We start from the raw sequence: 25,179 nt of genomic DNA, 5'->3' as shown, positions 1-25,179 counted from the left end.
GCTAAGTCTCCGACAGCAAACGGAATTTATGCGCCGCGCACAAAGCATGCAAGCGCTAGAATCGTCGCGCCCTCTCCCAACTTCCTTCACTACTGAGGCCGACTGATGAAATACGATCCGCAGAACCCCTTCGCCCGCATTCTGCGCGGCGAGCTGCCTTCACTGCGCGTGTACGAAGATGATGTGACGGTCGCGCTGATGGACATCATGCCGCAGGCCGATGGGCACGTACTGATCCTCACCAAGGAACCGGTTGCCGAAGTGTTCGAGCTGTCCGCTGGAGGCGCGGCCGCCTGCATGCGTACCGTGCAGAAAGTGGCACGCGCGGTGAAAGCTGCGTTCAATCCGCCAGGCGTCATGATCGCGCAGTTGAATGGCAGTGCGGCCGGGCAGACAGTGCCACACGTACACTTTCATGTGATTCCGCGTCATGCGGGGCTCGAGTTGAAACTGCATGCAGCGCAACCCGCCGATATGGCGCAGCTGCGCGAGTTCGCCGAGCGAATCAAGGCTGCGATGCCGGAAGACGATTAAGAATCACGAATGAGACTTGGGGCGCTTAGGGCCGCAGAGGCGTTTAGGAGACCTTTAACGCCCGTTCAATTCTGAAGTGTCCCTGACAATAAGCCATCGCCCGCACTGTCGTTTGACCGCCAGTATGCTTTCCGATACGAATCGTTATTTCGCAATTAATCGATCAAATTCTCAATAAATGCGAATATAGAAACAATCGGGATACGACAGGTAAAAAAAACGCGGCTGGAAAGCCGCGCAAGAAAGTACAGATAAAAAAGACCACCCTTGGTCAAGGGGCAGTTCGATTGTATGCGCATGAGGCTCTATACGCGACTGCATAACGCGGAAAAGATCTTTGCCAAAAACCACACGAATAAAGTGAGTGCTTTCCGATTGTCGAACTATTGCTCATCTTCCGCGAAAGCACGGTACGTCGCGCCTGAACAACAAGCCCGGTATTGACACGCCTGTCAATCGCCAGTGCGCCATACGATTTTCCCTTTGTTTAAGCGTACTTACAGCGATTAATGGCGCTATTCCGAATTCCGGAACGAATTGTTGCGCGATACGCAGTTAGGGCTTGGAATAATCAGAATAAACTTCGCTTCGGATCGTCTGGCGGCCGCGCGGATTGGCGGTATGCACAGTTTCAACGCGATTCCCTACGCACTGTCTCGGAGTTTACAAACCATGAAAAAAAGCCTTTTCGTTGCGAGCATCATGGGCGCATTCATCGCGCCGGCCGTATATGCACAAAGTAGCGTGACGCTGTACGGCACGCTGGACGCTGGTCTCGTCTACTCGAACAACCAGCGGGGTCATAGCAACTGGCAGCAATCCAGCGGCAGCGTGTCGAACACGTACTTCGGCCTGAAGGGCAACGAAGATCTCGGCGCCGGTCTGCATGCGATCTTCACGTTGGAAAGCGGCTTCAATCTGAACAACGGCCAGTTCACGCAGAGCAACAACCTGTTCAACCGTCAGGCGTTCGTCGGTTTGCAGAGCAACCAGTACGGTACGGTTACGCTCGGTCGCCAATATGATTCGATGGTCGACTTCCTCGCACCGCTGTCGGCAGCGGGCGGCGGCTACGGCAACAACCTCGCGGCCCACCCGTTCGATAACGACAACCTCGACAATTCGTTCTCGGTTCAGAACTCCGTGAAGTACACGAGCGCGAACTACTATGGTTTGACGTTCGGCGGCCTCTATGGCTTCTCGAATCAGGCGGGCCAGTTCTCGCAGAACCGCGCATGGAGTGCGGGCGCATCGTATAACAACGGCCCGTTGAATATCGCTGCGTCGTACCTGCAACTGAACAACGCGGGCTCGAACGTGACCGGCGCGGTTTCGGTACAGAACGGCAACGCGAATATCGCTTCCAACCAGCAACGCACGTATGGCGCGGGTATCGGCTATACGTACGGTCCGGCTACCGCGAACTTCGTCTATACGCATACGCAACTGGACGGCGTGCAAGGTCTCGCCTCCGGCGGCTTCACGCTGCCGGGCGTGACGGGCATGAACCTGCATATGGACAACTACGAGATCAACGGCAAATATGCGTTGACGCCGGCGTTGAACCTGGCGGCTGCGTACACGTTCACGGACGGCAAGGTGTCGGGCACGGCGAACAACGGCGATCCGAAGTGGCATACGGTGTCGCTGACGACCGACTATTCGCTGAGCAAGCGTACTGACGTGTATGTCGAAGGCGTGTACTCGCACGCATCGGGCCAGCTCGGCAACTTCGGTGCGAACGTCGCGACGATCAACACGCTGGAGCCGTCGTCGACGGGCAACCAGGTGGCGGCTGCTGTCGGTCTGCGTCACCGCTTCTAATGCTTCAGATGAGTTGATGCCGGGGCTTGCCGGGCTTTGCTTTATAGCGGCCTGAAGGCTGTTTGAAATAAGGCAGCTATACCCTGCCCTGTATCGACGAACGCGCGCGTCTTGATGACGCGCGCGTTTTTTTGTGTGAATGCCGCAGACCGGTTACTGAATGTAAACCGTCTTTTCGTCGCGCTTTAACACGTGTGACAATCGCGTCGGCACAGACATTCAAAAGACCCAACGATGAAAAAACTCCTTCTACTCGCGCCGCTTGCGTTTGTGGCGGCCTGCGGTTCGTCGCGCGGGCCCGAGAGCGCGGGCTCCGGCACGATGGTCTATGTGTCGTCCGCGCGCCAGACATCGGATATTGCGCATTGTCTCGACAGGCGGCTTTCACGCGTGCATACGTCGAAGAACAACGGTTCGACTGAGCTCACGGTAGGATCGTCGTCGAACGGGTCGTATTTCATTACGCTGACGCCGTCGCGCGGCGGATCGGTGGTGAAGGTCGTGCGAGGCACGGCGGACGATCCGCCTGAAGAGGACCTGCGGTTCGCGATCGCGCGGTGTACGACGTAATCGCCGCGGCCAAATGGCTTCAAGTGCTGCGCATCATGCGACCGGGTGGGCCGCTGGTGTGATCGCTGCCGCGATCGTCGCTCATTCGCGCGCGGGTGGGCCGTATCACGTATGGGTTGCGCTTGCGTTTGCCGCAGGCGTGGCCGGTAGTACAGCGCCGGATTGGCTCGAGGTTGCGTGGTGGTCGCGCACGCGCAGGCTGTGGATCACGCATCGTACGGCGACGCATTGGGGTGTCGCGTGGATTGCGCTGCTGGTCGCTGCTTACCATTGGCTTGGACATTATCCGGTTGCCGCTGCGTTGTTCGGGTTTGCGTGCGGCGGCGTCATGCATCTGCTCGCCGATTGGCCGAACCCGCTCGGCGTTCCGTGGATCGCCGCGCGTCATTCGTTGAACTGGTGGAATAGCGGGCGGTGCGATTTATTGGTGGTTGGAGCGGCCTGGGTGGGTGCGTGGTTTGCGGTGACGCGGTTTGGCGGGGTTGGGTGGCATGCGGGGTATTGGTTGAGGGGGTTGGGATTGGGTTGAGGCCTTTAGTCGCTCGCATGTCGAGAATCGTTGTGCGATCGCTCCAGCGGCGCACCTCAATCATGTGCAAACTTCACCCACGTGTTCCTGAACGGTCTTGCGACGCGATCAGGCGCGGATGCTCGGCGCAATTGCAAACACACAGGTCGCCGCTAAGGGCCGACTTCCGACCTTCCGGACCCTGATCGCGTGCACCGCCTCCGGCGCAGACGATACGGCCTGTGCTGGCGCATTTCGGGCAGTGGACCGGGTCACCTTCATAAGCGGCGGCGCGGTTCTGAAGCGTGTCGCGATTCGCAGTCGCAGATACGCGGCCACCAGCTGTGGTGGTGTCGCCGTGGCAGATGTCATGACGGAAAGTCATGTTGTCCTCGCTGTTGTCGTGACCTGTCGTCAAGGAATGAAATCGTCGATTGGCACGATATGCCACTGCTCGAACTCTGCATCGAATATCGCGGCTTCCATGCATTGCGAGATATCGCATTTCGTCAGTTCCATCGACGCGACAGCACGCTTGACCACGCCTGACAAGCGATGCTCGCTCCACGCCGTGACGTTGAGGAAGGTCTCGCGCCACGCAAACAGTCCTCCGCGCTCATATAGTTTGTCAATCTGATCAACGCAAGACTCACTAAGCTCAAAATACAAAGGCGGACTCGACGAATAAGATCTACGCGTCATATGTCGGGCGAAAGCTGCAAAATTTCCAGCTGGGTCTTGAGCGATCTTTCCGTTATGCACGAGCCACGCTAACCGCAGATCAGCGGCCAGTCCGCTCCTATCGGCGGTACGAAACAGTTCCTCCCTGATCAGGCCCGCGTGCTTAACGCCGATCTGTCTCCCTTCTCGCGACAGATAAGACGCCTGGATCAACGCGTGGATCGGGGAAACATAACAAGTGACAACGGGGCCACTCCGAGTGCTTTCGGCTACCACCTGCCATTCGCCATTCTCTTTTTGGTGGCCCAGGACAAACGTGGCTGGATTTGAGAAAAACGTCGATTGCCGGTCGCCGTTCTGATTGCGCAACTGATTCAATTTTTCCTCAATTAACTCAACAAATAATTTATAGTTGGCTTTAAAGTTTCACTGAATCCGATTCACGGTAACAAGCAAGTCGGGTTGGCATCATCCAGGAGCATGGGACAACAATATTCACGGTTGCTGAGCTGGAAAGACCAGCAGTCGCTACTTTGCTATTTAATTTCATCCAATCCTCGTCGGATAGACATCACATCCTTGAACTTGAAGTGTACGTTCTTCCCTTCTTCCTTTCCGTCCAGGCCGGAGCCAAATATCGTTGACAGAAACTGGTCTTGAGCGAATAAAGGTATACGTGCGTTCCCCAATGACGCATTGTATGCATGAACCTCATAGTAATCAGCTTCAGTGTTAACACCCGGCAGATAGTAATGCCACTTTACGATCAAAAATAAAATCTGACGCGATCTGAAATGAGCTTTGAAAATACCGACCATCCGCGGCAACGAGGACCCCTCTTGACTGAACGTAGTGATCGGAATTCGCTTGCCGTCCTCCCCGACGAAATCCACTTTCATCATCGCGGGCTCTGAGTGGATCTGATCAATTTCGATAGAATCAACCGGCGAAAATAATTCGATCACCACGCGTTGATGGTCTTCGTTGGCGAAAGGCGATGCCGCCAGCACTTCGGAGGGCAAAAGACAAAAGCTCAATATCACCAACCATCTCGTCACCGCATTTATCGATTTCTTCAATTTTCGACATCCCTGAATACACGTGATGTCATTATTTTTTTGAAATTACCGCGACGCGCATCATAACTGTCGGTGCCTTTATTTATGAGTGCCGTAATGCCATCGACCTTTTCATTAACATTCGAGTCTGTAGTCTTGTCCGCAATCTCAAACAACCGATGTGCGAGCCAATAATAGACTCCCGAACGAGTCCCATAGCTTGTTGTGGAAAGTAGATCAGGGGTTCGTTCAAAATCTGGAGCCTCATCTGCCCAGAAACGGGAATAGTCCTTTGTAAAAGCTCGATAGTTGAATCGCCCCGTCGTTTGCTTCAAACCTCTACCGCGATACTTCCAGCCGTCGCCACTTGAAACCGCACCGTTCCCGATTTTTCCGGCATATGCCCGGTTAGCGATTGCCTCAGCATCGCCAGCTAGAGGCGGGTGATATCCGTAAGTTTCCGCCTCAGCGGGATTAACCTTGAAATAGCTGAAAATCTTTTTCAACCTTTCCGGTTTAAAATAGCGCAAATCCTCCTCAAGCCTGCAAGTTTCTCCAACCTCTTGCATAACCTGAGCAAAGAAATGACTTAACCGCAACTCTGTGTTTAATTTATATTTTTCGGAGTTTGCATTTATTTCCGCCGCAATTCCGGCAAGTCGCTCATCCGGAACAGACGGTTCAGGCCATATTTGCCTCAGCATCTCAACAGTAATAATCGATTTACGACGGAAGTTCCCCACCAGCGCAACAGGATGAATGTGATGCACTACAGTGCTAACGGGAAACCCGTCCACCTTGCCCTTCACCTGATCCCACCACTGCAACTTCCTCACTCGCTGCAGTTCGCACTCCCAGTTTTCCGCTGAGTTACGCATCAGAGGCGTAAGCGCTTCCCAGCGCTCAACATTCCCGCACCACTCGCTTTCGTAGCGCAGAATCACATGCGCAAGCTGACTCGCCAGCTCACGCTGGAACATTGCCCTCTGGATTAGTTTGGCGGTCACTTTGTCCCGGCCATCCGCGTCGCGATCCGGCTTGCCGCCATCCAGTGCGGGCACGCGTTCGACGATCTGCGCGACTCTTCGCAGCAGCGCGCTCGCATTGACCGCGTCCTTCGAAGGCGCGTATTCCGGGTGCTCGCGTGCCTGCGCCGACTCCGTGACAACAAGATTGCGCCGGAACGCATCGGAGAGCCTGATACCCGTCGCATCCACAATCTCGAAGCCGGGCCACGCCCACGGACTCTCCCACTTCGTACCCGAATGGTCCTTTTCGCACACCCATCGCCACGTGCGTCCACCGTGCCCCGCAGGTATCCGCAAACCCCACCAGTGCACGCCTTGATCGTCGACAACGCGGCTATCGTCCGAGAGGCCATCGAGATACGCACGCGAGAGAATCATCGACTGTTCGATCGCCGGCTCAGTAGCGGACTTCACCTGTAGCGGAAACCGGCGCCATGCGCGAAGACCCTTGGGCGAATCCAGCTTGTCCTTATTGCTGCGCTCTATCCAGATAGGTCTCCCGTAATCGGCCATAAGACCTGAGAAGCGGTCATACCATCGAGGCTGCACCTTCATCCACGGTCCACTCGCAGGACTATCGGCTGTGACCATCAGCTTTTCCATCGGCTCGCCACCCTGCTGAACCACAATGTCCGGCTCCATCGACGTCACCAGTTTCGCGCCCGGCTCGATCATCAGAATCGTGCGATCGCTCGCAGGCAACTGCTCCGCTCGCGCCCGGCTTTTCGCGAGAAACGCCGCGAACTCGTCGCCCGCAAACACTTCCATATGGACGAGCGGCCGTATCGGTTTCGGCGGCAAGGGCGTCGAGTGTTCGTAGTCGAGAAACTGCCCGATCTGCCCGAGCAACGTGCCGGCCTTCACTGCGATCGGCTGCGGCGGAATCACTACGCCATCCACGCCGCCGGGTTCGCGTAACGGTTGCTGCGCGTGCAGATTGATCCAGCCGTGGTCCCCACCGGCTGCGTGCTGCTTTTTCTGACCGCTGCTACTGTGTTGCGCGCGTGCGTCGTTAATGCGCAAGGCAATTGCGTTGCCTGAGGTAACCGCTTTGACACGTCCCCACTCGCCGCGCCTCTCGCCAATGGTCACTTCGCTCCCTTCGGGCAAGAAAGCTGTTTTCGTACCCGCAGTGAAGTGCCCTTTCGTCGCCCCAGCCTGTGGCGCCGTATAGACAAAGGCTCCGGCCGCGCCACTTTGCTCGTAACGCTCCTTGCCCGTCGCCCGATATGTCTCCACGCCAGGCCACCAGCCCGGGCGCGCGAGCTTCGTATCTGCGGCATAGGTGCTCCAGTCCGCCATATGCAAGGCCAGACTGAAAAACGTCAGCGTCTCATCGGTGGGCTGCGGCGTGGTGGCGCCAGGAGCAGGTGGCAGCGTCATCCGATGACGCGTCAGCACGAAGCCCGTCGAATAGAGCGCCCAGTACGAGCCCTTGGCGTACTGAAGATGCGGATAGGCACGGTCCAGCTTGTACGCAACGATCTCACCGTCGGCAATCAAACGCACACCGCCCGACTGATCGACACTGGAGGCGGACTCCGCACCGAAATGCACACCTCCGTGAGGAAAGCCATTCACGGCGAGGGGAAAGTACCCGTCGTTCATCACGCCTAGCGCCTGATAAAACGTCTGCGGATCGGTCTCTTCGCCGCCGCGCTTGCATGGAAATGGATAGCACCACTTGAGCGCAGGCGCCGTCGACGGCTTCTCCGTCTTCCCCGGTTGCCCAACGGAAGAATGTGGGCGCGCCTGTGAATGCCCCTGCGGATGCGATTTCAATTGAGTGGTCATATTGACAATGCGAGAAGCGGCGTCGCGTTAAAGCGATCAACCAGAAAATTTCGAGCCGTGACCCTCGCGGTCGGCCAGTTCATTCGCATGCGGCAGCGAAGCGCGAGTCACCGTCCCATCCGGATCGACCCTGCTCCACGAAACGGCACGCTCGACGTAGTTTCCCGGTGTCGCATGCGTGATGCCGTTAGGCGTAAGCCGGTAGTACGTACGACCACAGCGCATCAGGATTTCCTTATCGGCATCGATCAGCACACGTCCTTCGGTGCTGCGGATATGCATGTCTTGCTGCGACGCGACCTCGAGTTCGTCGCCTTGCGCCTGGATCTGCACCTTGCCTCGCGCTGCGATCAACTTGATGCCGAGGCTTTGCGCAAATAGCGACAAGACTTCACCGGCTGCAATCACGATCTGTTTGATCGCACTGACGTTGAACGCGGATGATGTCGCGACGCTGACATCGCGGCGCGCCGATACCATCACCGGTCCGTCGGTCGCCATGCCGATGCCGCGCGGCGCGGACATTGCGATCACTGCCTGCTTCAGGCCATCGAGCTCGTCCTTGAGCCAGAGGTTCTCTGCCTTGATGTCCGCGATCTCGGCTTTCGCCAGTGTCGCGACATCGGCGAGTGCTTGCGCCTCGGCCTGCGTCAACTCGAAGCGCGACGTCATGAGTTTGGTATCGGCCTGCTCGCCAATCGCACCGGCCTGTTTGTCGGCCGACAGATGCAAGCCGTCACCGGCGCGCACATGCCCTTTTAAATCCGTCCTGAGCTCAAACCCCGCCCCACGAACATTTCCATTTCGATCAACCGTATGCCCGAGATTCAACTGCGACTTCCCATGCTCGGTCGCAAGCTTGGCGTGCTCCTTGCCCTTGAAGTTCTCGAATTCCAGCGTGTTGTTCGAACGCGTACGCAGCGTGTCGCGCGCATCCCATGGCCGGCCCGCGACAATCGGATCCATCTCCTGCGCCGTATGCAGCACCTGACTGATATAAGGCAGATCCGGATTGCCCCACATGAATGAGACCGTCACCACCGTTCCCTCGACGAGCCCGAAGTGGAACCCCGTGCGCCCCGCGCCCGCGAACGGTTTCGCGAGCCGCATCGGACAACTGTTCAGTCCCGGCGTGCGCGGATCGCGGTCGAGATGCAGGTCGACGATATAGCGCCCCTGTTCGTCGATATACGGATCCGTGTAGCCGCCCGTCGACGCAATGCGTCCGGTCACCACGCCCTGCACCCGTGGCCACGTCTCTTCAAGCAGCGGCAGCCGGTAAAACCGGTCCGCCGGCATCGCGGTGAACCCGACGCGATAGCTTCTGCCGCGCGACGCACCGCATGTCACGCGCACAGCGAGCAAGCCGTGTTTCGCATCGGGCAGTTCGCGGTTCGACAGCTTCAACACGCTGCCCGGCGCGAGATCGAGCATGTCGCACGTGCCGCGATACTCGATCTGCGCGGCGCGCGATGCTTCGCCGCGAAGCCGCGCTTCGTCGCCGGCCTCGTCCGCGCTCAGGTACGGCGTGCCCCAGATATAGGCTTCGCCCGATGTGGTGGGGTCGTCGCGGATCTCGTAGGCGCCTTCCACCGGCTTGTCCAGCAGGCTCTCGGTGTTGAATGTGCGCACCGTATAGCGTGTTGCGATCGTCGTCGCGTGTATCTCGAGCGAGTCAACCGATTCGACGCCATTGCTCTGCATGCCGCTGAACGGCTGCCACACCACGTTGAGTTTCGGGTCGCGCCGGTAGTGTGTGAGGTCGTCGCAAAAGCGCACCTTCTCGCACCGCTTGCCCTCGTCGCAGACATACCAGAGCCCCGAGCGCCGGCACAGCCGCGTGATAAAGGCGAGGTCGTCCTCGCCCCACTGCATGACAAACTCGCGCTTGCGATACGTGCGATACAGCGTCAATTCGAAATCCGCGAGCAGCTTGTCGAAGCCGTTTTCGCGCAGAATCTCCGCGATAATTTCAGGGTCGCTCCTATCGACGAAGAACCGGCATTTGGGGTTGTTACGCAGCAGCGCCATGCGCGACTCCAGCACCACTTCATAGCTGGACTCGTCGCGATTGCTGTTCAACAATGCAAACCCGGTCGTCACACCGAACACGCGTCGCTCAGGCTCGGGGTCGCCCCACCGCTGCTGCGGCGGCTGGATAATGAAGGTCGCCGGCTTGTTCAGGTATTCGCCGCGCGCAAGGTCGTGGCGCGGGTGCGTAAAGCGGATCACATAACGCGTCGGCTCGCCGATCGCGCGTTCGCCCTCGAACGCAAACACCTCGGCCTGCGCGCAGCTGCGCGATTGCGGTATATCGAGGCGGTAGTACTGGTGGTCGCCCGGACGCGGCAGCGCGTCGAGCGTGGCCGGTGTCGGACTCACGACTCTGTTTCCCCTTCAACGTTGGCTTCAAGCTAAATATCGCCTGATTGGTTGAAGCGGATGATACGGTCCGTTCGTTGTGCGTTGATCGACGCACACACAATTTGACAACCGCCCTAAGAACGTCTGATAAAGCCGCGCAATTTAGCCGTCGAGCTTCAGAGAAATTAAGTGGCTGTTGCGAGAAGTGCCGGAGTTATCAACAGAATCCGGGGAAAAGAGTGTGCATAACCTGCGCATGACTCGCGCAAGTGCTTGACGCATCGGGGATTCGTTACCGTGCTCGCAACGCGGCAATGCACGTCGTTGCTTCAGCGTTCGTGCCGGCGGCTCGCGTTATCCACAGTTCCTGGGCACAAGGCTGTGGACATCTTGAGCAAGACCGCGGCAACTCGTTGATGCGATTGACATTCAGCTTCCGCGCTGCAAACCGTGCAAGACCGTCGCGTGTCGTTAGCGGCGCGAGGCCGCGTTCGCTGTTCAGACAACGTTCTTCTCGACGAACGGACGGTTCGCGAGTACACGCTCGAAGCCGAGCATCGACAGATCGAGCGTCGTATATCGCCCGTGCAGGATCAGTTCGCTGACGCCGCGCCCAGTCGCGGGGCCCTGCTGCAAGCCATGGCCGCTGAAGCCATTCGCAAAGATGCAGTTTTCGACGTCGGGATGAAAACCGATAATCGCGTTCTGATCGAACACGTTGTATTCGTAGTAGCCGGACCACGCATGCAACACACGCAAGGCTTCGAACTGCGGCACACGATGCGCAAGCGTCGGCCAGATCACATCGTCGAAGAGCGCGTGGTCGACCTCGTCGAGCGGCAGATCGTCGGGGTCGTTGTCCGCGCCCGGTGACGTGCCGCAAATATAGGTCTGCCCTTCCGGACGGAAGTACACGCCGCTCGGGTCGATCAGCAACGGACACCGCTCGAGCCGCGCCGGCGAACTGACGTTGAAGATACTGCGGCGACGCGCATGCACGGGCAGTTCGAGATCGAGCATCGCCGCGATGCGGCGCGACCACGCGCCGGCCGCGTTGACCACCGTATCGCATCGGTAGGCGGCGCCGCTCGCGGTCATCACCTGAGTCACGCGCCGGCCGTTGCGAGTGAGCGCGGTCACGTCGTCAGCAACGTAGCGTGCACCGAGCGCCTGCGCTTTTTTGCGCAGCGCCTGCACGAGCCCATAGCCGTCGAACCAGCCTTCGCCGCTTTCGCCCAGCGCGCCCGCCGCCAGGTCTTCGGTATTGAGCCATGGAAAGCGCGCGGCAAGCGCGGTCCGCTCGAGCAAACAGATATCCGCGCCAAGCCGTGTTTGCAGCGCGTGATTGTCGCGTAGCGTCGCGACGCCGGCCGGCGTCGCCAGAAACAGGTACCCGCCTTCGTGCAGATCGATCGACGGCCGCGTGCCGTCGACAGCAAGCCGTTCGCCGATCGAGCGCAGAAAGTCGATGCCAAATAGCGACATCTGCACCGACAGCGGCGTCGAGAACTGCTGCCGGATCGAGGCGGCCGACAACGCCGACGACGAGCGCGCATAGCTCGGATCGCGCTCGATCACGGTCACATCGACGGCGGGATCGGACACACGCAGAAAGTACGCGACCGAACTGCCGATCACACCCCCGCCGACGATGACGACTTTCTCACTCACCGTGGTGCTCCAACAGTGACAGCTATGACAAAGATGATCGCGACGGCGCCGCGCGCATCAACCGAGATTGAAATCGATCCCTTGCGCGAGCGGCAGTGCGGATGAATAGTTGACGGTATTCGTCGCGCGCCGCATATACGCCTTCCACGCGTCGGAGCCGGACTCGCGCCCGCCGCCTGTTTCTTTTTCGCCGCCGAACGCGCCGCCGATTTCCGCGCCGCTTGGCCCAATGTTCACGTTCGCGATGCCGCAATCGCTGCCCGACGCGGACAGGAAGCGTTCCGCTTCACGCAGATCGGTGGTGAACACACACGACGAAAGCCCATGCGCGGCCGCGTTATTTGCGTCGACGGCCGCGTCGAATTCCTTGTAGCGCATCACATAAAGAATCGGCGCAAAGGTTTCCTTCAGCACGACGGCCGTTTGCGACGGCATTTCGACGATCGCCGGACGCACGTAGTAACCGCCTTCATGGCCTTTCACTTCGACGCGCTCGCCGCCCGTGACCTTGCCGCCTTCGGCACGCGCCTGTTCGAGCGCGGCTTGCATCCGCTCGAATGAAGCCTTGTCGATCAGTGGGCCCATCAGCGTGCCCTTTTCGAGCGGATTGCCGATCGGCACCTTCGCATAGAGCTGCTTCAGGCTCTCAACGGTCTTTTCATAGACACCTTCGTGCACGAACAGCCGCCGCAGCGACGTGCAGCGTTGCCCCGCCGTGCCGACCGCCGAAAACAGGATTGCGCGCAGCGCGAGCTCGCGGTCCGCACTCGGCGTGACGATGCCGGCATTGTTGCCGCCGAGCTCGAGCAATGAGCGGCCGAAGCGCTTCGCGACTTCGGCGCCGACTGTACGGCCCATTTCCGTGCTGCCGGTCGCGCTGACGATCGATGCGCGCGGATCAGCCACAAGTTTCGCACCGACATCGCGACCGCCCGTCACGACCGCCGTCAGGCCGGCCGGCGCATCGCCGAATTCGCGCAAAGCGTCGTTCAGAATCTGGTTCACCGCAATCGCGGTAAGCGGCGTCTTTTCCGAGGGCTTCCACACGACTGCGTTACCGCACACGAGCGCGAGCGCCGCGTTCCACGACCACACGGCCACCGGAAAGTTAAACGCCGAAATCACGACGCAGGTGCCCAGCGGATGCCACGTTTCGGCCATGCGGTGACCGGGCCGCTCGGACGCGATCGTCAGGCCATACAGTTGCCGCGACAAACCCACCGCGAAGTCGCAGATGTCGATCATCTCCTGCACCTCGCCGAGCCCTTCCTGCAGGATCTTTCCGGTTTCGAGCGACACGAGGCTGCCCAGCGCCTGCTTCTTTTCACGTAGCCGGTTCCCGAGCAGGCGCACCAGTTCGCCGCGCCGCGGTGCCGGCACATTGCGCCATACCGCGAACGCCTCTTTGGCGGCGGCAAGCGCCGCATCGACTTCCGCCGCCGCGCGGTTCGGCGCGCGGCCGATCAGTTCGCCCGTGATCGGCGAGTGCACGGCGATGTCGCCCGCTTGCACCACGTCGGCAATGCCCAGTTCGGCGAGGATGGTCGAGGCGTTCATCTTGGCTCCTTTTGAATTTCCAATACGAAACAAAAGACGGTCAGAAGACTATACACGCCGGGTTTTATGGCGGCAAGGCGGATCACAGCAGCGCTGGCTCGAGCGCGCGATGCACCGCAAATTAGCGGAGATGAGGGTTTTCCCGAGCGACCTTGACGTGACAGAGCACGCACTGCGCTCCACCTGGGGAGATGGCGATAGAGTCGTTTCCTATAGGAAATTAATGCGCACCTCCGGAACCTGATCCCAACGAAGACTTTGCACCGTCAGGCCCGTGGAAAATGCAATTCGAAGCGCACGACGCTCGGCGCCGGACACGACACCGATGCACTGCCGCCATGCAGACTCATGATGGCTTTGACAATGGCGAGCCCCAATCCACTGGACTCGGTCAACCTGCTGCGCGCCGCATCGGCGCGATAAAAGCGGTCGAACAGACGCGCCATCAGATCGGGCGGAATCTGCCCATCGTTTTCGACGACGATCGTCGAGCCGCGCTCGTCCTCCTCGCCCTTCAGGCGAACGACCGTATCGCTCGCGCCGTAGCGCACCGCATTGACGACGAGATTGTTGATCGCGCGCCGGCACAGCATCGGGTCCGCGAACAGTGCGCCGCGCGCATCGACGTTAAAGCGTATGCCACGCTCGTCCGCGATTCCTTCGAAGTACTCGGCGATCTTGGTGAGTTCGTCGGCGAGCGCGACCGGTTCGCGCGCGATCGCGAGCGCCGCGTGATCGGCGCGCGCGAGAAACAGCATATTTTCCGCGAGATGGCCGAGCCGGTTCAGCTCTTCTAGATTCGATTCGAGCGTCTGCTGATACTCGTCGACGTCGCGCGTTTGAGCGAGCGTCACCTGGGTCTGGCCGATCAGCACATTGACCGGCGTGCGAATCTCATGCGCGAGGTCCGCCGAAAACTGCGAGAGCCGTTGATAGCCTTCGGCAAGGCGATCGAGCATTGCGTTGAACGCATCGGTAAGCTGCCGCAGTTCGGCCGGCGCCTGGCGGCTATCGAGGCGCACCGACAGGCTTGTCGGGCTGATCTGCGCGGCACGCATCGCAATCTCTTGCACGGGGCGAAAGCCACGCCGCAACACGCCGTGTGCAAGCAGGATTGCCGCGAGTGCGCCGGCCAGCGTCGCGAGAATGATCCGGTCGCGATACTCGGCGAGCACGTGCGCCTCGCTCGTCAGCGGATGCCCCGCAATGACGGTAACCGGCTCGCCATCCTCGCGCGCGAGCGTCGTCGCGTAGGTCCAGTGCACGCGCACCCCACCGGGCAGCGAGGTTTCAGTGATGTCGGCAAGACCCGGCTGATGCGCGCGGGAGTCGCCGAGGTTGGGCACCGGCACATGGTCCGGATTCACATCGATAAACGGCGGCTCGCCGGGGCGGCGAAAAATCAGCACGTCCTGCTCGGCGCCGAGCATCGATTCGAACAGCAGCGGCCGCGCTTTCAATTCGTTGACGGTGTACATCTGCCGCGCGAGCCGGCTGAAATGCTCGGCGCGGCTCATCAGTGCAATATCGGCGCGATGCTCGAGCGCGATGCGCTGCGAATGATAGAAATACGCGCCAAGCGCGGCGATCACCGTGCACGCGATCAGCGCGAACAGCACTGTCGTGCGGAAGATCAGCGAACGCGTCGTCCAGAGTGTCATGTGCCGTCGTCGAGCGTGTAGCCGATGCTGCGCACCGTGTGAATCAGCTTCTTTTCGAACGGGTGATCGATCTTCGCGCGCAGCCGCTTGACCGCCACATCGACCACATTCGTATCGCTGTCGAAGTTCATGTCCCACACTTCCGATGCGATCTGGGTGCGCGATAGCGCCTCGCCCTGGCGGCGCACGAGCAGGTGCAGCAGCATGAACTCCTTGTTCGTGAGCGGAATCTCGACGCCTTCGCGGGTCGCCTTCCGGCGCAGCACGTCGAGCTTCAGGTCGGCCACCTGAAACACATCGCTCTCGCGCATCACCCCGCGGCGCAGCAGCGTACGGATACGCAGCACCAGTTCGGTGAACGAAAACGGCTTGACGAGGTAATCGTCCGCGCCGAGTTCGAGCCCGCGAATACGGTCACTCACGTGGTCGCGCGCGGTCAGGAAAATGACCGGCACGTCGCGCTTCGTGCGCAGCGTCCGCATGATTTCCCAGCCGTCGATACCGGGCAGCATCACGTCGAGCACCACCAGGTCGTAGGCCTGTTCGAGCGCCATATGCAGGCCATCGCTGCCGGTTCGCGCGAGATCGACCGCATAGCCGCTTTCGCGCAGCCCTTTCTTCAGATAGTCGCCGGTCTTCGGATCGTCTTCGATCACGAGAATGCTCATATCGCCTGCTGTCATCAATTTGTCTCCCAGGATTCTATGCCGCCCTCACATAACGTTCATGACGTTTTTGTCATCCACCGGTCACCTTGCGGAGCGACCGCGGTCATTACGCTCAACGAATCCTCAACAACCGATAAGGCAAGAGATGAAGCTCGTTCCAGGCGGTTTCATGCGCAATATCGTCGCACCGGCGCTCGTGGCCGGCGCGTTTCTCGCCGCAGGCCCGGCTGCCTACGCGCAGAATGCGCAGCAGCCGACCGGCGTGCGCGGCACGATTACGTCGTTTGCAGGCAACGCGCTCAAGGTGCATACGCGCGACGGCAAGGACCTCGACGTAAAGGTCTCGCAAAACACGCCGATCCGCGCGGTCACGCTCGCGAAGATCAACGAGATCAAGCCGAATAGCTACATCGGCACGGCCGCGATTCCGCAGGCGAACGGCACGCTGAAGGCGCTTGAAGTGCACGTGTTCCCGGAAAGCATGCGCGGTAGCGGCGACGGTCACCGTCCGTGGGATCTCGGTCCCAACAGCTCGATGACGAACGGCACGGTCGGCAATGTCGTGGTCAGCAACGGCCGCACGATCACTGTTAATTACAAGGGCGGCGAGAAGAAGATCTTCGTGCCGGAAGACGTGCCTATCGTCGATCTCGAACCGGGCGACAAGTCGCTGCTCGTGCCGGGCGCGAAAGTCGTGCTGTTTGCGCACAAGGAAGCTGACGGTTCGCTGACGGCGAATTTCATTTCCGCAGGCAAGGACGGCGTTACGCCGCCGATGTAAGCGATGCCGCGCGAGCGGCATCGCTGTCGCGACTGGCAACAATAGAACGCATGAGAAGAAGAACGCCGGCCGCCGGACCCGCTCGCCTCGGGAATGGCCGCCGGCTTCGCTATTTCATCGGTCGGACGCAGCCGACACACCACTCGGTTCAATCGATTCAAGCGGGAAACATTCGATGGCAGCAAAAGCGCCAAAAGAAACACGCGACACGCGCGCCACGCGCACGCAACGCGTCGTCGTGCATTCGCTCGTCGTGCGCATCACGCATTGGGTCAACGCGTTTGCGATGGTCTGCATGGTGATGAGCGGCTGGGCGATCTACAACGCGTCGCCGCTTTTTCCGTTCCGGTTCCCCGAATGGGCAACGGTCGGCGGCTGGCTCGGCGGTTCGATCGCGTGGCATTTCGCCGCGATGTGGCTGCTCGTGGCAAACGGCATCGTTTATCTGACGCACGGCCTCGCGACGCGCCATTTCCGCAGGCATTTCCTGCCGGTCTATCCGCGCGACGTATTGCGCGACTTCGTGCGCGCGGCGACCTTCCGTCTGCCGCATGAAACCGGCGTCTATAACGCGGTGCAGCGGTTGCTCTACATCGTCGTCCTGCTGCTGGGCGTGCTGCTCGTTGCGTCGGGGCTGTCGATCTGGAAACCAGTGCAGTTCGACTGGCTCGCCAACTTCTTCGGCGGCTATGACTTCGCGCGGCGCGTGCATTTTGCCGCGATGGCTGGCGTGGTCGGTTTTGTCGTCGTGCATCTCGCACTCGTGCTGCTGGTTCCGCGCACGCTGCCGTCGATGGTCACCGGCCGCGCGCGCCGCGTCGTTCATGGAGGCACCGACGCATGAGTTCTTCGCGCAAACCGATCGACAAAGACGCTGGCGTGATACGCGATGGCGCGCCCCGCGATTCACGTGCGCAAACGCTGCGTGAGCGCATTGTGCTCGCCGATCACAAGCCGCAGATCGAACGCGTCGAACGGCGCCTTTTCCTGCGCTCTTCGCTATCGCTGGGCGCGCTCGCGATGCTGTCCGGCTGCAATATGCAGGACGGCGATTCGGTCGATAAGGTGTTGTGGGCGATGTCGCGCTGGAACGATCGCGTGCAGGCATGGCTCTTCGACCCGAACCGGCTCGCGCCGACCTATTCCGCAAGCCAGATCACGAAGCCGTTTCCGTTCAACGCGTTTTACCCCGAGTACAACGTGCCCGATATCGACGGCTCCGACTACGCACTCGAAGTGTCAGGCCTCGTCGCCGACAAGAGCGACTGGAATCTCGCACGTCTGCGCAGCCTGCCGCAGACCTCGCAGATTACGCGGCATATCTGTATTGAAGGCTGGAGCGCGATCGGCGAATGGCGTGGCGTGCCGTTTCGCACCTTCCTGCAACGCATCGGCGCCGACACGAGCGCTCGCTATGTCGGCTTCAAATGCGCGGATCACTATTACACGAGCCTCGACATGGCCACCGCGCTGCATCCGCAAACCCAGCTCACACTCGACTTCGGCAGCGACCCGCTGCCGCCGAAGTACGGCTACCCGCTCAAGCTGCGTGTACCGACCAAACTGGGCTTCAAGAACCCGAAGCATATCGCGGCGATTTTCGTGACCAACGACTATCCTGGCGGCTATTGGGAAGATCAGGGCTATAACTGGTACAGCGGTTCGTGATGTCCGGCCCGCGCATGCGGGAGTGATTCGCGCCATTGGCGAGATTCACACCATTGGCGGCATTCGCGCCATTTACGGCATGCGTTCGATCGACGCGAACGATTCAACCGCATGCTGCGAAGGGGCCCGCTTTGTGCAATTTCATTTCGCTGGAATATCGGCACGCTTACGGCTGTTCAAATAGACGACACGTCTGTCAAGAATGAGCGGCATAGGTCAATCCTGATTCACGGCACGCCAATCGGATTGCGCTTACGGTTTGCCGTGCCCGGGCACGCCGTGACCGCCCCCTTCCGGCATCTGCGTCCCATTCGTGCCCAGCGTGTCAGCACGAGCGATCCGTTTTACTTTTATCTTGAAGCCCAGCGAGTTCACCATGTCCGATGTTCTGACCAAAATTGTTGCCGTCAAGCGCGAAGAAATCGCAGCGAACCGGCAAGCGAAGCCTATCGAGGTATTGCAGCGTGAAGGCGCCGCGCAAACTGTGCGCGACTTTGTCGGCGCACTGCGCGCCAAACATGCGAGCGGCCTGCCCGCCGTGATCGCGGAAGCGAAAAAAGCGAGCCCGTCCAAAGGCCTGATCCGCGATCCGTTCGACCCCGCGCAAATCTCGGCGTCGTATCAGCAGCATGGCGCGGCCTGCATGTCCGTGCTGACGGACCGCAACTTCTTTCAAGGCTCCGCGGAAAATCTGACCGCCGCGCGCAATGCCTGCAACTTGCCCGTGCTGCGCAAAGACTTCATGGTCGACGAGTACCAGTTTCACGAAGCGCGCGCGATGGGCGCCGACTGCATTCTGTTGATCGCCGCGGCACTCGAACCGGCGCAGATGCGCGACTTCGAAGCGCTCGCGCATTCGCTGAATATGGCCGTGCTCGTCGAGGTGCATTCGCGTGAAGAACTTGATGTCGCGTTGACGCTAAAAACACCTCTGGTCGGCATCAATAACCGCAATCTGCGCACCTTCGAAGTGACGCTCGACACCACGATCAGCATGCTGAGCGACATTCCGGACGACCGCATCGTCGTGACCGAGTCGAGCATTCTGCGCCACGCCGATGTCGAACGGATGCGCGATGCGGGCGTCGACACCTTCCTCGTCGGGGAAGCGTTCATGCGCGCGGCGGATCCGGGCGCCGAACTCGCGCGGCTATTCTTTAACGCGTAATTTATCGCCTCGATAAAAAATCCCTAATTCAATTTGCGAAACAATCGACGCAAAGACTGCTGCCGGACATCGCCGTCCGGCACACCCGGGGCACTAAACACGCGCGCCTCCGCACTAAACAAACCGGAAGAAATGAATGTGCGTAGCGTCAAGTCCAAAAGCGTCTGAGCATCTTTAAGAAACTTATTCGTTCGCCATCCATCGCATTCACCGTCTTCTATCCCAGCCTTAACTGTCATGCGCTAGAGACGCTGCATCGAAGGCTGTGCTCGGCTATACTGCGCTGCTTGATTGCGCGCTGAACGACACTCGCCGCTTTAGAAGCGTGACCGGGTGTTGAAAGGTTTCTACGGGTTCTCGCCCGATGCGAGTCGTCGGGCGATCGCCGCGAGAAACCGAAGGCCGAGCCAGGCTGGAAATCATCGATGGCAAAAACGTTCGACTACCTGAACAAAGTGCTGCGCGCGTCGCAAGCAGGCTGGGCTTCTCCATCGCTTCTGCTGCGTTACGCGATCATCGTCGTTGCGATCGGCGGGATTTCGTTCGCATATGCGTTCTCCGCTGGCTGGGTCGGCTGGCCCGTGCATCGCGCGCCGCTTTCCGCCACGCGCGTCGTCAATGCCTTCGAATCCGTCACCGGTCCGCACCCAGGTTTTCGCCGCAACCACGCTAAAGGCATTTGCGTCACCGGCCGCTTCGAAAGCAACGGCGCGGGCGCCGCACTTTCGCGCGCGCATGTGTTCGCGCCGGGTGTGATTCCCGTTGTAGGGCGCTTTTCCGTGCCGGGCACGAATCCGACCGTAGGCGACGGCGAATCGCGCTTGCGCAGCTTCGCGCTGCGTCTCGCGGTTCCGGACGGCGAAGAGTGGCGCATGGCCATGAACTCGGCGCCGATCTTTTCCGTCAGGACGCCCGATGAGTTTGTTGCGGAACTCGCGGCGCATCGCGTGGACAAAGGAACCGGGAAGCCGGACCCGGCCCGCATTGCCGCGTTCGAAGAGCAGCATCCTGAAGCACGCGCATTTCGTGACTGGACCCGAGCGCATCCGGCTTCGTCGGGCTTCGACAACGCCGCTTACTACAGCGTCAGCGCATTTCGCTTCGTAAAAGCGGATGGCACTTCGCATTACGTGCGCTGGAGCATGGTGCCCGAGGCTGCGTACCAGCCCGTCGAAGCGATGCAACGCCGCGATCCGGATTTTCTCGCGCACCGGCTCGTCAAGACGCTGGGTTCGGGTCCGTTGCGCTGGCATCTGGTGCTCGCGGTCGCACAGCCGGGCGATGCGATCAACGATGCAACCAGGGTCTGGCCGCAAACGAGCAATCGCGAGCGCATCGATGCGGGCACACTGGTGATCGACCGCGCCGAGGCGCAAATCGATGGCCCGTGCCGCAACATCGATTTCGATCCGCTGATTCTGCCGGCCGGTATCGAACCGTCCGCGGATCCGCTGCTGGCGGCGCGATCGGCGACGTATATGGAATCGTTTTACCGGCGCATGTCGGAAGAAGTTCGTTACGCAAGCAAACGTTAGCCTTAGAACAAGCAATGCTCAGCAGACTTTATTACGAGAAGTTAAACTCGTGTGTTACCGTGCGCTCCCGCCCACGGCAGCAGCAAGCGTCGACTTGGACGGCGCGATTCGATTACTACAAGGGACAAACGAGGAACTCCGTCGATGACCGACGCAGACTTACCCAGCCTCCTGCCGGGCATGCTGCCGCGCCTGTGGGCGTTCGCGCTGCGCATCACCGGTGACCAGCACGATGCGGAGGATCTTGTACAGCGCGCGTGCGTGCGCGCTCTCGAGCGTGCTCACCAGTTAAGACCCGGCACCGCGCCGCTTAGCTGGATGTTTTCGATTGTGCATTCGACCTGGATCAACGAGTTACGGGCACGCAGCGTGCGCAGCCGTTCCAGCATGCAATGGGACGACGCGCTGCTCGAAACCGTTGCCGATCCGGCCGCACGTTCGCCTGAAGATCATGTGATGAACGGACAGATTATCGATGCTGTCTCACGCTTGCCGGAAGCACAACGCGTCGTTATGCTTTTAGTTGCGGTGGAAGGCCTGAGCTATAGCGAGGCTGCAGAAGTCCTCGAGGTGCCAGTCGGAACGGTCATGAGCCGTTTGTCGCGGGCACGCCAGGCCATAGGTGCGCATTTCGGCGTGCGAGAAGGCCAGAAAATGAAGAATACGGTTAAGAGCAAGGGCGAAGTCTCATGAAACTGGACGACATGCTACTCATGGCGTATGTCGACGGTGATCTATCGCCTATCGAGCGCCAGGAAATCGAAAAGGAGATCGCGGCCTCGCCCGAAGCAGCGGAGCGCGTCGCGCTCTTTTCAGCGTCGCGTCTGCCTTACAACGACGCATTCGCCGACCAGAAGTTACCTCCCGTTCCTGAAAGCTTAACGAAAAAAATCGAAGCGCTTGCGCGCGCCCATGCGGCGCCGACGGCTAGCGCTTCTGCAACCGCGTCCTCCGACCGCAGCGCGAACGACGCGCATATCGAACACGGCGCGACCATGCCGCCCTCCACGCCGGTGCGCTCACGAATGCGCATCGCGCCTGCATGGCTGGCGGTGGCGTTCGTCGCAGGCGCGTTCTGTCTCGGCGCGGTGTTGCGTCTCGCCCCGGGTCTCAACCCTGCACAAGGCGCCTTCACCACCGCATCGAACGGCCCTTCGCCGTGGATTCGCGCAGTGGTCGACTATCAGAAGCTTTATTCGCGTGAAACCGTCGCGTTCGGCCCGGTCGATACCGAAACGTCGGCACAAACGGTCGCGCAGATCCGTCAAGACGACAAACTGTCGTTGCGCGTGCCGGACCTCAGCTCCGCGGGGCTCACGTTCAAGCGTGTTACGCGTCTGCGCTTTCAGGGCAAACCGCTTGTGCAGATCGAGTATTTGCCGCCCGATGGTCCGCCGGTCGCGCTATGTGTGATGAAAGATATGCGGCCGGACGCGGCAGTCGCTCAGGCCACGGTGTCCGATATGAATGTCGTCACGTGGCGCCAGGATGAGCTGCATTACGCGCTCGTCGGCGGAGAAAACCGGGGCCTCGATCTGATGGCGATCGGCAAGCAGATCTCCGGACAAGGCGTCGATCAGCTGTTCGGCAAGGCCAGTTCCGCTTCGGCGGCGCATGGCACGCTCGGTTAATTGCGCCCTCCTCCCAAACCGCCCAAACCAGAACCGCTTAGCCGCTTGAGCCTTATCGCTTTCGGCTAAGCGGCTTTATAGCGTTACGCCATTCGTTTCGTTAATCGAACTGATTGATGAAACCGGACACGCGAAGCAATTCAATTACTTGTCCGGTTGCGGCGTATAGCGCAGGTACGGGCGCTCGGCCCGATATCCCTTCGGAAAGCGCTGCCGGATCGTCTCTTCGTCCTGAATCGACAGTGGAATGATCACGTCGTCGCCGGCTTGCCAGTTGCCCGGCGTGGCAACGCCGTGCGCGTCGCTGAGCTGCAGCGCGTCGATCACGCGCAAGATCTCGTCGAAGTTGCGGCCGATACTCATCGGATACGTGAGCGTGAGGCGCAGCTTGCGTTGCGGGTCGATGATAAACACGGCCCGCACCGTCGCCATGCCCGACTGATTCGGATGGATCATGTCGAACAGCGTCGCGACAGTCCTGTCCTTGTCCGCGATGATCGGAAAACCAACCACGGTCTTTTGCGTGTCTTCGATATCGCCGATCCACGCGCGATGCGACGCGGCGTCGTCGACCGAAATCGCGATCGCCTTGACGTTGCGCTTGTCGAATTCCGGCTGAAGTTTGCCTGTAAGGCCTAATTCGGTCGTGCATACGGGCGTGAAGTCGGCCGGGTGCGAAAACAGCACGACCCACGAGTCACCTGCCCAGTCGAAGAAACGGATCCTGCCGATCGACGTGTCCTGCTCGAAGTCGGGCACGGTGTCGCCGAGGTAAAGCGTGCTCATCTGCATCCTCCAGTGTGAATGTCCGCGAAAAGGTATCCCGGTTACGATACCGCGAGCGGTTTTCCACTCAAGCAGCAGAACGCGCTCAACTTTGAGCAGCAGATTGAATCGCGCGGGCGCGAAAAAAAAGGTGATGACGCATTCACGTCATCACCAATGGGAACACCGTTTAAAGCGATCGCCGAGCGGCGAAGCGCCGCTCTTTAGCGATTCAGCGTATCGGACGGCGCTTCGTTGAACTCGCGGCGATAGCTGTTCACAAGCGTCGAGCGGTTGCTGACGCCCCACTTGTTCGCCGTCGCCAGGATGCCGTTTTCGTGCGCGCCTTCGGACGTCTGCAGCTCGGCGCGGATGCGCTCCATACGCAGGCGGCGTACGATTTCGCTCGGCGTCGAACCAAGGCTGCTCTTGAATGCGCTTTGCAATGCACGCTCGGTCACGCCGATTTCACCGGCGATCTCGCGAATCGACAGATCCTTGCGATCGAGGTTATCGACGAGATAGCGGTACGCGCGGCGATAACGCGCGGGCAACCGTGCGCCGATATCGTCGAGTTGCTCCGGCACACGCACGGTGCGCTGCGCATAGCGCGCGAGCGCTCCCGCCTCATCGCGGATACAGCGCATCGCCGTCAGCGCGTAGCGCGTGTAGACGCGCAGCGATTCCGCGTTGCGCTCCTGCTGATGACGCAGCTTCGCGAAGCAGTACAGATACTCGAGCTGCCGGTGGCTTTGCGGCATCCGCACTTCCGCATTGAGCAGCGTGAGAATCGATTCGGCCAGCGCCGGCGCGCCGCCGGCGAGACTTGCGAGGACGATCTCGATGCGCACCGCGCCCTGGTAGCTCGCGATGCCCTGCTTGCCAGCCCAGTCCGCATGCGCGCCGAGCACATGGCCGACGTCGCGCTGGCCGTTCGCGAGCTGCATCAGCTGCTTCAGATAGTCGGTCCGTGCGCGCAGCAGCGGAGTTTGCACCGTGTACGTGCTCACGCGCGGCGTCGTGCCCTGCATCGGCGCGATGCGCGGTGCGCCTTCGCCGGCAAGGCCCGACTGCCAGTAAACGTGGTCGCTCAGCTCCGGATGCGAGCGCAGCTCGCTTTGCGTCGCGACGTCGAAACGCACGGCGGTCAGCAATTCGCGCCAGCCTCGGGCGTTCTTGAGCGTCGTGCTCGAGTCGTCGATCAGATCGTCGAGCGCATCGAGCACGCCGTCGGCATCCCGCAGGCGGCCAAGGCCGAACAGCACGCCGAACATGCCGAAGTAGCCTTCCAGACGCAGCGCCAGGTCGCTGCCCGGCTGGTCGACGAGGCGCATGAAGCACGACATCGCGGTGCCGTAGCGGCAGCGGAACAGCGCCTGCCAGCCGGCGTTGCGGCACGACGCGAAGCGCACCTGCTCTTTCGACGTGCGCATCAGCTTTTGTGCTTCCCGATACGACTCCTCGGCATCGACATCCATGCCGACCGCCATCTGCAGGTCGCCGTGCAACTGCAGCAGGCCGGGTAGCAGATCGGGATCGCAGGTATCGACGTGGCGCGACGCCTGGGCGGCGGCGGCCTGTATCCGGCCCTCGGAAATGAGCTCGGTCAATGCGGGAGGGATCGATGTCGACGTCAACATCGAGACGTACGGGAAGTAGAAAGTGGCAAGCATGGCGGGCTCCGTTGGCGATTCTATACGGACGTGTCAAACG

23 protein-coding genes are annotated in these 25,179 nt (G+C 60.3%); 12 read left to right on the top strand and 11 right to left on the bottom strand.

Translation table 11 applies throughout. From position 1 onward, the window contains the following. Positions 1 to 105 precede the first annotated feature (105 nt). From KZJ38_RS29800 to KZJ38_RS29785, 4 genes are all read left to right on the top strand, one after another. A complete protein-coding gene (locus KZJ38_RS29800; RefSeq protein WP_219800672.1) occupies positions 106 to 534 on the top strand; it encodes an HIT family protein in 429 nt (142 codons plus the stop codon). 672 nt (positions 535 to 1,206) lie between these two features. Next, the gene (locus KZJ38_RS29795; RefSeq protein ID WP_219800671.1) at positions 1,207 to 2,358 is read left to right on the top strand and encodes a porin; all 1,152 of its coding nucleotides are present in this window, start codon (positions 1,207 to 1,209) and stop codon (positions 2,356 to 2,358) included. Positions 2,359 to 2,592: 234 nt separating this feature from the next. Continuing rightward, complete coding sequence (locus KZJ38_RS29790) at positions 2,593 to 2,928, top strand: sugar ABC transporter ATPase (protein WP_219800670.1); 336 nt, start codon at positions 2,593 to 2,595, stop codon at positions 2,926 to 2,928. Between the two features lie 13 nt (positions 2,929 to 2,941). After that, entirely contained in the window at positions 2,942 to 3,457 is a 516-nt protein-coding gene (locus tag KZJ38_RS29785) for a metal-dependent hydrolase (protein WP_219800669.1), read from the top strand. A gap of 73 nt (positions 3,458 to 3,530) precedes the next feature. Here the strand turns inward: KZJ38_RS29785 and KZJ38_RS29780 are convergent, their stop codons facing one another. The 9 genes from KZJ38_RS29780 to KZJ38_RS29740 all read right to left on the bottom strand — a co-directional run bounded on the left by KZJ38_RS29780 (position 3,531) and on the right by KZJ38_RS29740 (position 15,918). After that, positions 3,531 to 3,821: a PAAR domain-containing protein gene (locus tag KZJ38_RS29780; RefSeq protein ID WP_219803707.1), complete on the bottom strand. Its 291-nt coding sequence runs from the start codon at positions 3,819 to 3,821 to the stop codon at positions 3,531 to 3,533. Positions 3,822 to 3,850: 29 nt separating this feature from the next. After that, positions 3,851 to 4,495, bottom strand: coding sequence for a hypothetical protein (locus KZJ38_RS29775; RefSeq protein ID WP_219800668.1), 645 nt, complete (start codon positions 4,493 to 4,495; stop codon positions 3,851 to 3,853). 158 nt (positions 4,496 to 4,653) lie between these two features. Further along, a complete protein-coding gene (locus KZJ38_RS29770) occupies positions 4,654 to 5,196 on the bottom strand; it encodes a hypothetical protein (RefSeq protein WP_219800667.1) in 543 nt (180 codons plus the stop codon). Continuing rightward, positions 5,193 to 7,997 (bottom strand): glycoside hydrolase family 19 protein, encoded by a 2,805-nt coding sequence (locus KZJ38_RS29765; protein WP_219800666.1) that lies wholly within the window; start codon positions 7,995 to 7,997, stop codon positions 5,193 to 5,195. Before KZJ38_RS29765 ends, KZJ38_RS29770 begins: the two co-directional genes overlap by 4 nt. A 36-nt stretch (positions 7,998 to 8,033) precedes the next feature. Continuing rightward, positions 8,034 to 10,379: a type VI secretion system Vgr family protein gene (locus KZJ38_RS29760; RefSeq protein ID WP_219800665.1), complete on the bottom strand. Its 2,346-nt coding sequence runs from the start codon at positions 10,377 to 10,379 to the stop codon at positions 8,034 to 8,036. A 480-nt stretch (positions 10,380 to 10,859) separates the two neighbouring features. Then, positions 10,860 to 12,032, bottom strand: a complete 1,173-nt coding sequence (locus KZJ38_RS29755) for an NAD(P)/FAD-dependent oxidoreductase (protein WP_219800664.1) — start codon at positions 12,030 to 12,032, stop codon at positions 10,860 to 10,862. 57 nt (positions 12,033 to 12,089) lie between these two features. Beyond that, positions 12,090 to 13,589: an L-piperidine-6-carboxylate dehydrogenase gene (gene amaB, locus KZJ38_RS29750; protein ID WP_219800663.1), complete on the bottom strand. Its 1,500-nt coding sequence runs from the start codon at positions 13,587 to 13,589 to the stop codon at positions 12,090 to 12,092. A 266-nt stretch (positions 13,590 to 13,855) separates the two neighbouring features. Further along, the gene (locus KZJ38_RS29745; RefSeq protein WP_219800662.1) at positions 13,856 to 15,250 is read right to left on the bottom strand and encodes a heavy metal sensor histidine kinase; all 1,395 of its coding nucleotides are present in this window, start codon (positions 15,248 to 15,250) and stop codon (positions 13,856 to 13,858) included. Continuing rightward, on the bottom strand, positions 15,247 to 15,918 hold the full coding sequence (locus KZJ38_RS29740) for a heavy metal response regulator transcription factor (protein ID WP_219803706.1): 672 nt from the start codon (positions 15,916 to 15,918) through the stop codon (positions 15,247 to 15,249). The genes KZJ38_RS29745 and KZJ38_RS29740 overlap by 4 nt, the downstream gene beginning before the upstream one ends. 145 nt (positions 15,919 to 16,063) lie before the next feature. Here KZJ38_RS29740 and KZJ38_RS29735 point away from each other — a divergent pair, with 145 nt between their 5' ends. From KZJ38_RS29735 to KZJ38_RS29705, 7 genes are all read left to right on the top strand, one after another. Further along, complete coding sequence (locus KZJ38_RS29735) at positions 16,064 to 16,699, top strand: DUF5666 domain-containing protein (RefSeq protein ID WP_219800661.1); 636 nt, start codon at positions 16,064 to 16,066, stop codon at positions 16,697 to 16,699. Positions 16,700 to 16,874: 175 nt separating this feature from the next. Further along, positions 16,875 to 17,543, top strand: a complete 669-nt coding sequence (locus KZJ38_RS29730; RefSeq protein WP_219800660.1) for a cytochrome b/b6 domain-containing protein — start codon at positions 16,875 to 16,877, stop codon at positions 17,541 to 17,543. After that, positions 17,540 to 18,367 (top strand): molybdopterin-dependent oxidoreductase, encoded by an 828-nt coding sequence (locus KZJ38_RS29725; protein WP_219800659.1) that lies wholly within the window; start codon positions 17,540 to 17,542, stop codon positions 18,365 to 18,367. Before KZJ38_RS29730 ends, KZJ38_RS29725 begins: the two co-directional genes overlap by 4 nt. A 376-nt stretch (positions 18,368 to 18,743) precedes the next feature. Beyond that, positions 18,744 to 19,535, top strand: coding sequence for an indole-3-glycerol phosphate synthase TrpC (gene trpC, locus KZJ38_RS29720; protein ID WP_219800658.1), 792 nt, complete (start codon positions 18,744 to 18,746; stop codon positions 19,533 to 19,535). A gap of 425 nt (positions 19,536 to 19,960) precedes the next feature. Further along, positions 19,961 to 21,070: a catalase family peroxidase gene (locus KZJ38_RS29715; RefSeq protein ID WP_219800657.1), complete on the top strand. Its 1,110-nt coding sequence runs from the start codon at positions 19,961 to 19,963 to the stop codon at positions 21,068 to 21,070. Between the two features lie 144 nt (positions 21,071 to 21,214). After that, positions 21,215 to 21,763, top strand: a complete 549-nt coding sequence (locus KZJ38_RS29710; protein ID WP_134195500.1) for an RNA polymerase sigma factor — start codon at positions 21,215 to 21,217, stop codon at positions 21,761 to 21,763. Next, positions 21,760 to 22,701 (top strand): anti-sigma factor, encoded by a 942-nt coding sequence (locus KZJ38_RS29705; protein ID WP_219800656.1) that lies wholly within the window; start codon positions 21,760 to 21,762, stop codon positions 22,699 to 22,701. Before KZJ38_RS29710 ends, KZJ38_RS29705 begins: the two co-directional genes overlap by 4 nt. Before the next feature lie 144 nt (positions 22,702 to 22,845). Here KZJ38_RS29705 and KZJ38_RS29700 read toward each other — a convergent pair whose 3' ends face one another. Beyond that, entirely contained in the window at positions 22,846 to 23,487 is a 642-nt protein-coding gene (locus tag KZJ38_RS29700) for a peroxiredoxin (protein WP_219800655.1), read from the bottom strand. Between the two features lie 18 nt (positions 23,488 to 23,505). Here KZJ38_RS29700 and KZJ38_RS29695 point away from each other — a divergent pair, with 18 nt between their 5' ends. Further along, positions 23,506 to 23,694, top strand: a complete 189-nt coding sequence (locus tag KZJ38_RS29695) for a hypothetical protein (RefSeq protein WP_219800654.1) — start codon at positions 23,506 to 23,508, stop codon at positions 23,692 to 23,694. Here the strand turns inward: KZJ38_RS29695 and KZJ38_RS29690 are convergent. Next, positions 23,691 to 25,139, bottom strand: coding sequence for a helix-turn-helix transcriptional regulator (locus KZJ38_RS29690; RefSeq protein WP_219800653.1), 1,449 nt, complete (start codon positions 25,137 to 25,139; stop codon positions 23,691 to 23,693). The genes KZJ38_RS29695 and KZJ38_RS29690 overlap by 4 nt on opposite strands. Between the last annotated feature and the right edge of the window lie 40 nt (positions 25,140 to 25,179).

Origin of the sequence: Paraburkholderia edwinii (genome assembly GCF_019428685.1) — a bacterium.
Lineage (GTDB): Bacteria > Pseudomonadota > Gammaproteobacteria > Burkholderiales > Burkholderiaceae > Paraburkholderia > Paraburkholderia edwinii.
This window is presented reverse-complemented; position numbering and strand designations above follow the sequence as displayed.

Bases quoted from the DNA above. Each gene is read 5' to 3' on its own strand.
- KZJ38_RS29705 (WP_219800656.1), top strand. From the start codon at position 21,760: ATGAAACTGGACGACATGCTACTCATGGCGTATGTCGACGGTGATCTA.
- KZJ38_RS29725 (WP_219800659.1), top strand. From the start codon at position 17,540: ATGAGTTCTTCGCGCAAACCGATCGACAAAGACGCTGGCGTGATACGC.
- KZJ38_RS29700 (WP_219800655.1), bottom strand. From the start codon at position 23,487: ATGAGCACGCTTTACCTCGGCGACACCGTGCCCGACTTCGAGCAGGAC.
- KZJ38_RS29765 (WP_219800666.1), bottom strand. From the start codon at position 7,997: ATGACCACTCAATTGAAATCGCATCCGCAGGGGCATTCACAGGCGCGC.
- KZJ38_RS29710 (WP_134195500.1), top strand. From the start codon at position 21,215: ATGACCGACGCAGACTTACCCAGCCTCCTGCCGGGCATGCTGCCGCGC.
- KZJ38_RS29790 (WP_219800670.1), top strand. From the start codon at position 2,593: ATGAAAAAACTCCTTCTACTCGCGCCGCTTGCGTTTGTGGCGGCCTGC.
- KZJ38_RS29730 (WP_219800660.1), top strand. From the start codon at position 16,875: ATGGCAGCAAAAGCGCCAAAAGAAACACGCGACACGCGCGCCACGCGC.
- KZJ38_RS29735 (WP_219800661.1), top strand. From the start codon at position 16,064: ATGAAGCTCGTTCCAGGCGGTTTCATGCGCAATATCGTCGCACCGGCG.
- KZJ38_RS29780 (WP_219803707.1), bottom strand. From the start codon at position 3,821: ATGACTTTCCGTCATGACATCTGCCACGGCGACACCACCACAGCTGGT.
- KZJ38_RS29745 (WP_219800662.1), bottom strand. From the start codon at position 15,250: ATGACACTCTGGACGACGCGTTCGCTGATCTTCCGCACGACAGTGCTG.
- KZJ38_RS29695 (WP_219800654.1), top strand. From the start codon at position 23,506: ATGTCCGCGAAAAGGTATCCCGGTTACGATACCGCGAGCGGTTTTCCA.
- KZJ38_RS29715 (WP_219800657.1), top strand. From the start codon at position 19,961: ATGGCAAAAACGTTCGACTACCTGAACAAAGTGCTGCGCGCGTCGCAA.
- amaB (WP_219800663.1), bottom strand. From the start codon at position 13,589: ATGAACGCCTCGACCATCCTCGCCGAACTGGGCATTGCCGACGTGGTG.
- trpC (WP_219800658.1), top strand. From the start codon at position 18,744: ATGTCCGATGTTCTGACCAAAATTGTTGCCGTCAAGCGCGAAGAAATC.
- KZJ38_RS29785 (WP_219800669.1), top strand. From the start codon at position 2,942: ATGGCTTCAAGTGCTGCGCATCATGCGACCGGGTGGGCCGCTGGTGTG.
- KZJ38_RS29795 (WP_219800671.1), top strand. From the start codon at position 1,207: ATGAAAAAAAGCCTTTTCGTTGCGAGCATCATGGGCGCATTCATCGCG.
- KZJ38_RS29800 (WP_219800672.1), top strand. From the start codon at position 106: ATGAAATACGATCCGCAGAACCCCTTCGCCCGCATTCTGCGCGGCGAG.
- KZJ38_RS29740 (WP_219803706.1), bottom strand. From the start codon at position 15,918: ATGAGCATTCTCGTGATCGAAGACGATCCGAAGACCGGCGACTATCTG.
- KZJ38_RS29690 (WP_219800653.1), bottom strand. From the start codon at position 25,139: ATGCTTGCCACTTTCTACTTCCCGTACGTCTCGATGTTGACGTCGACA.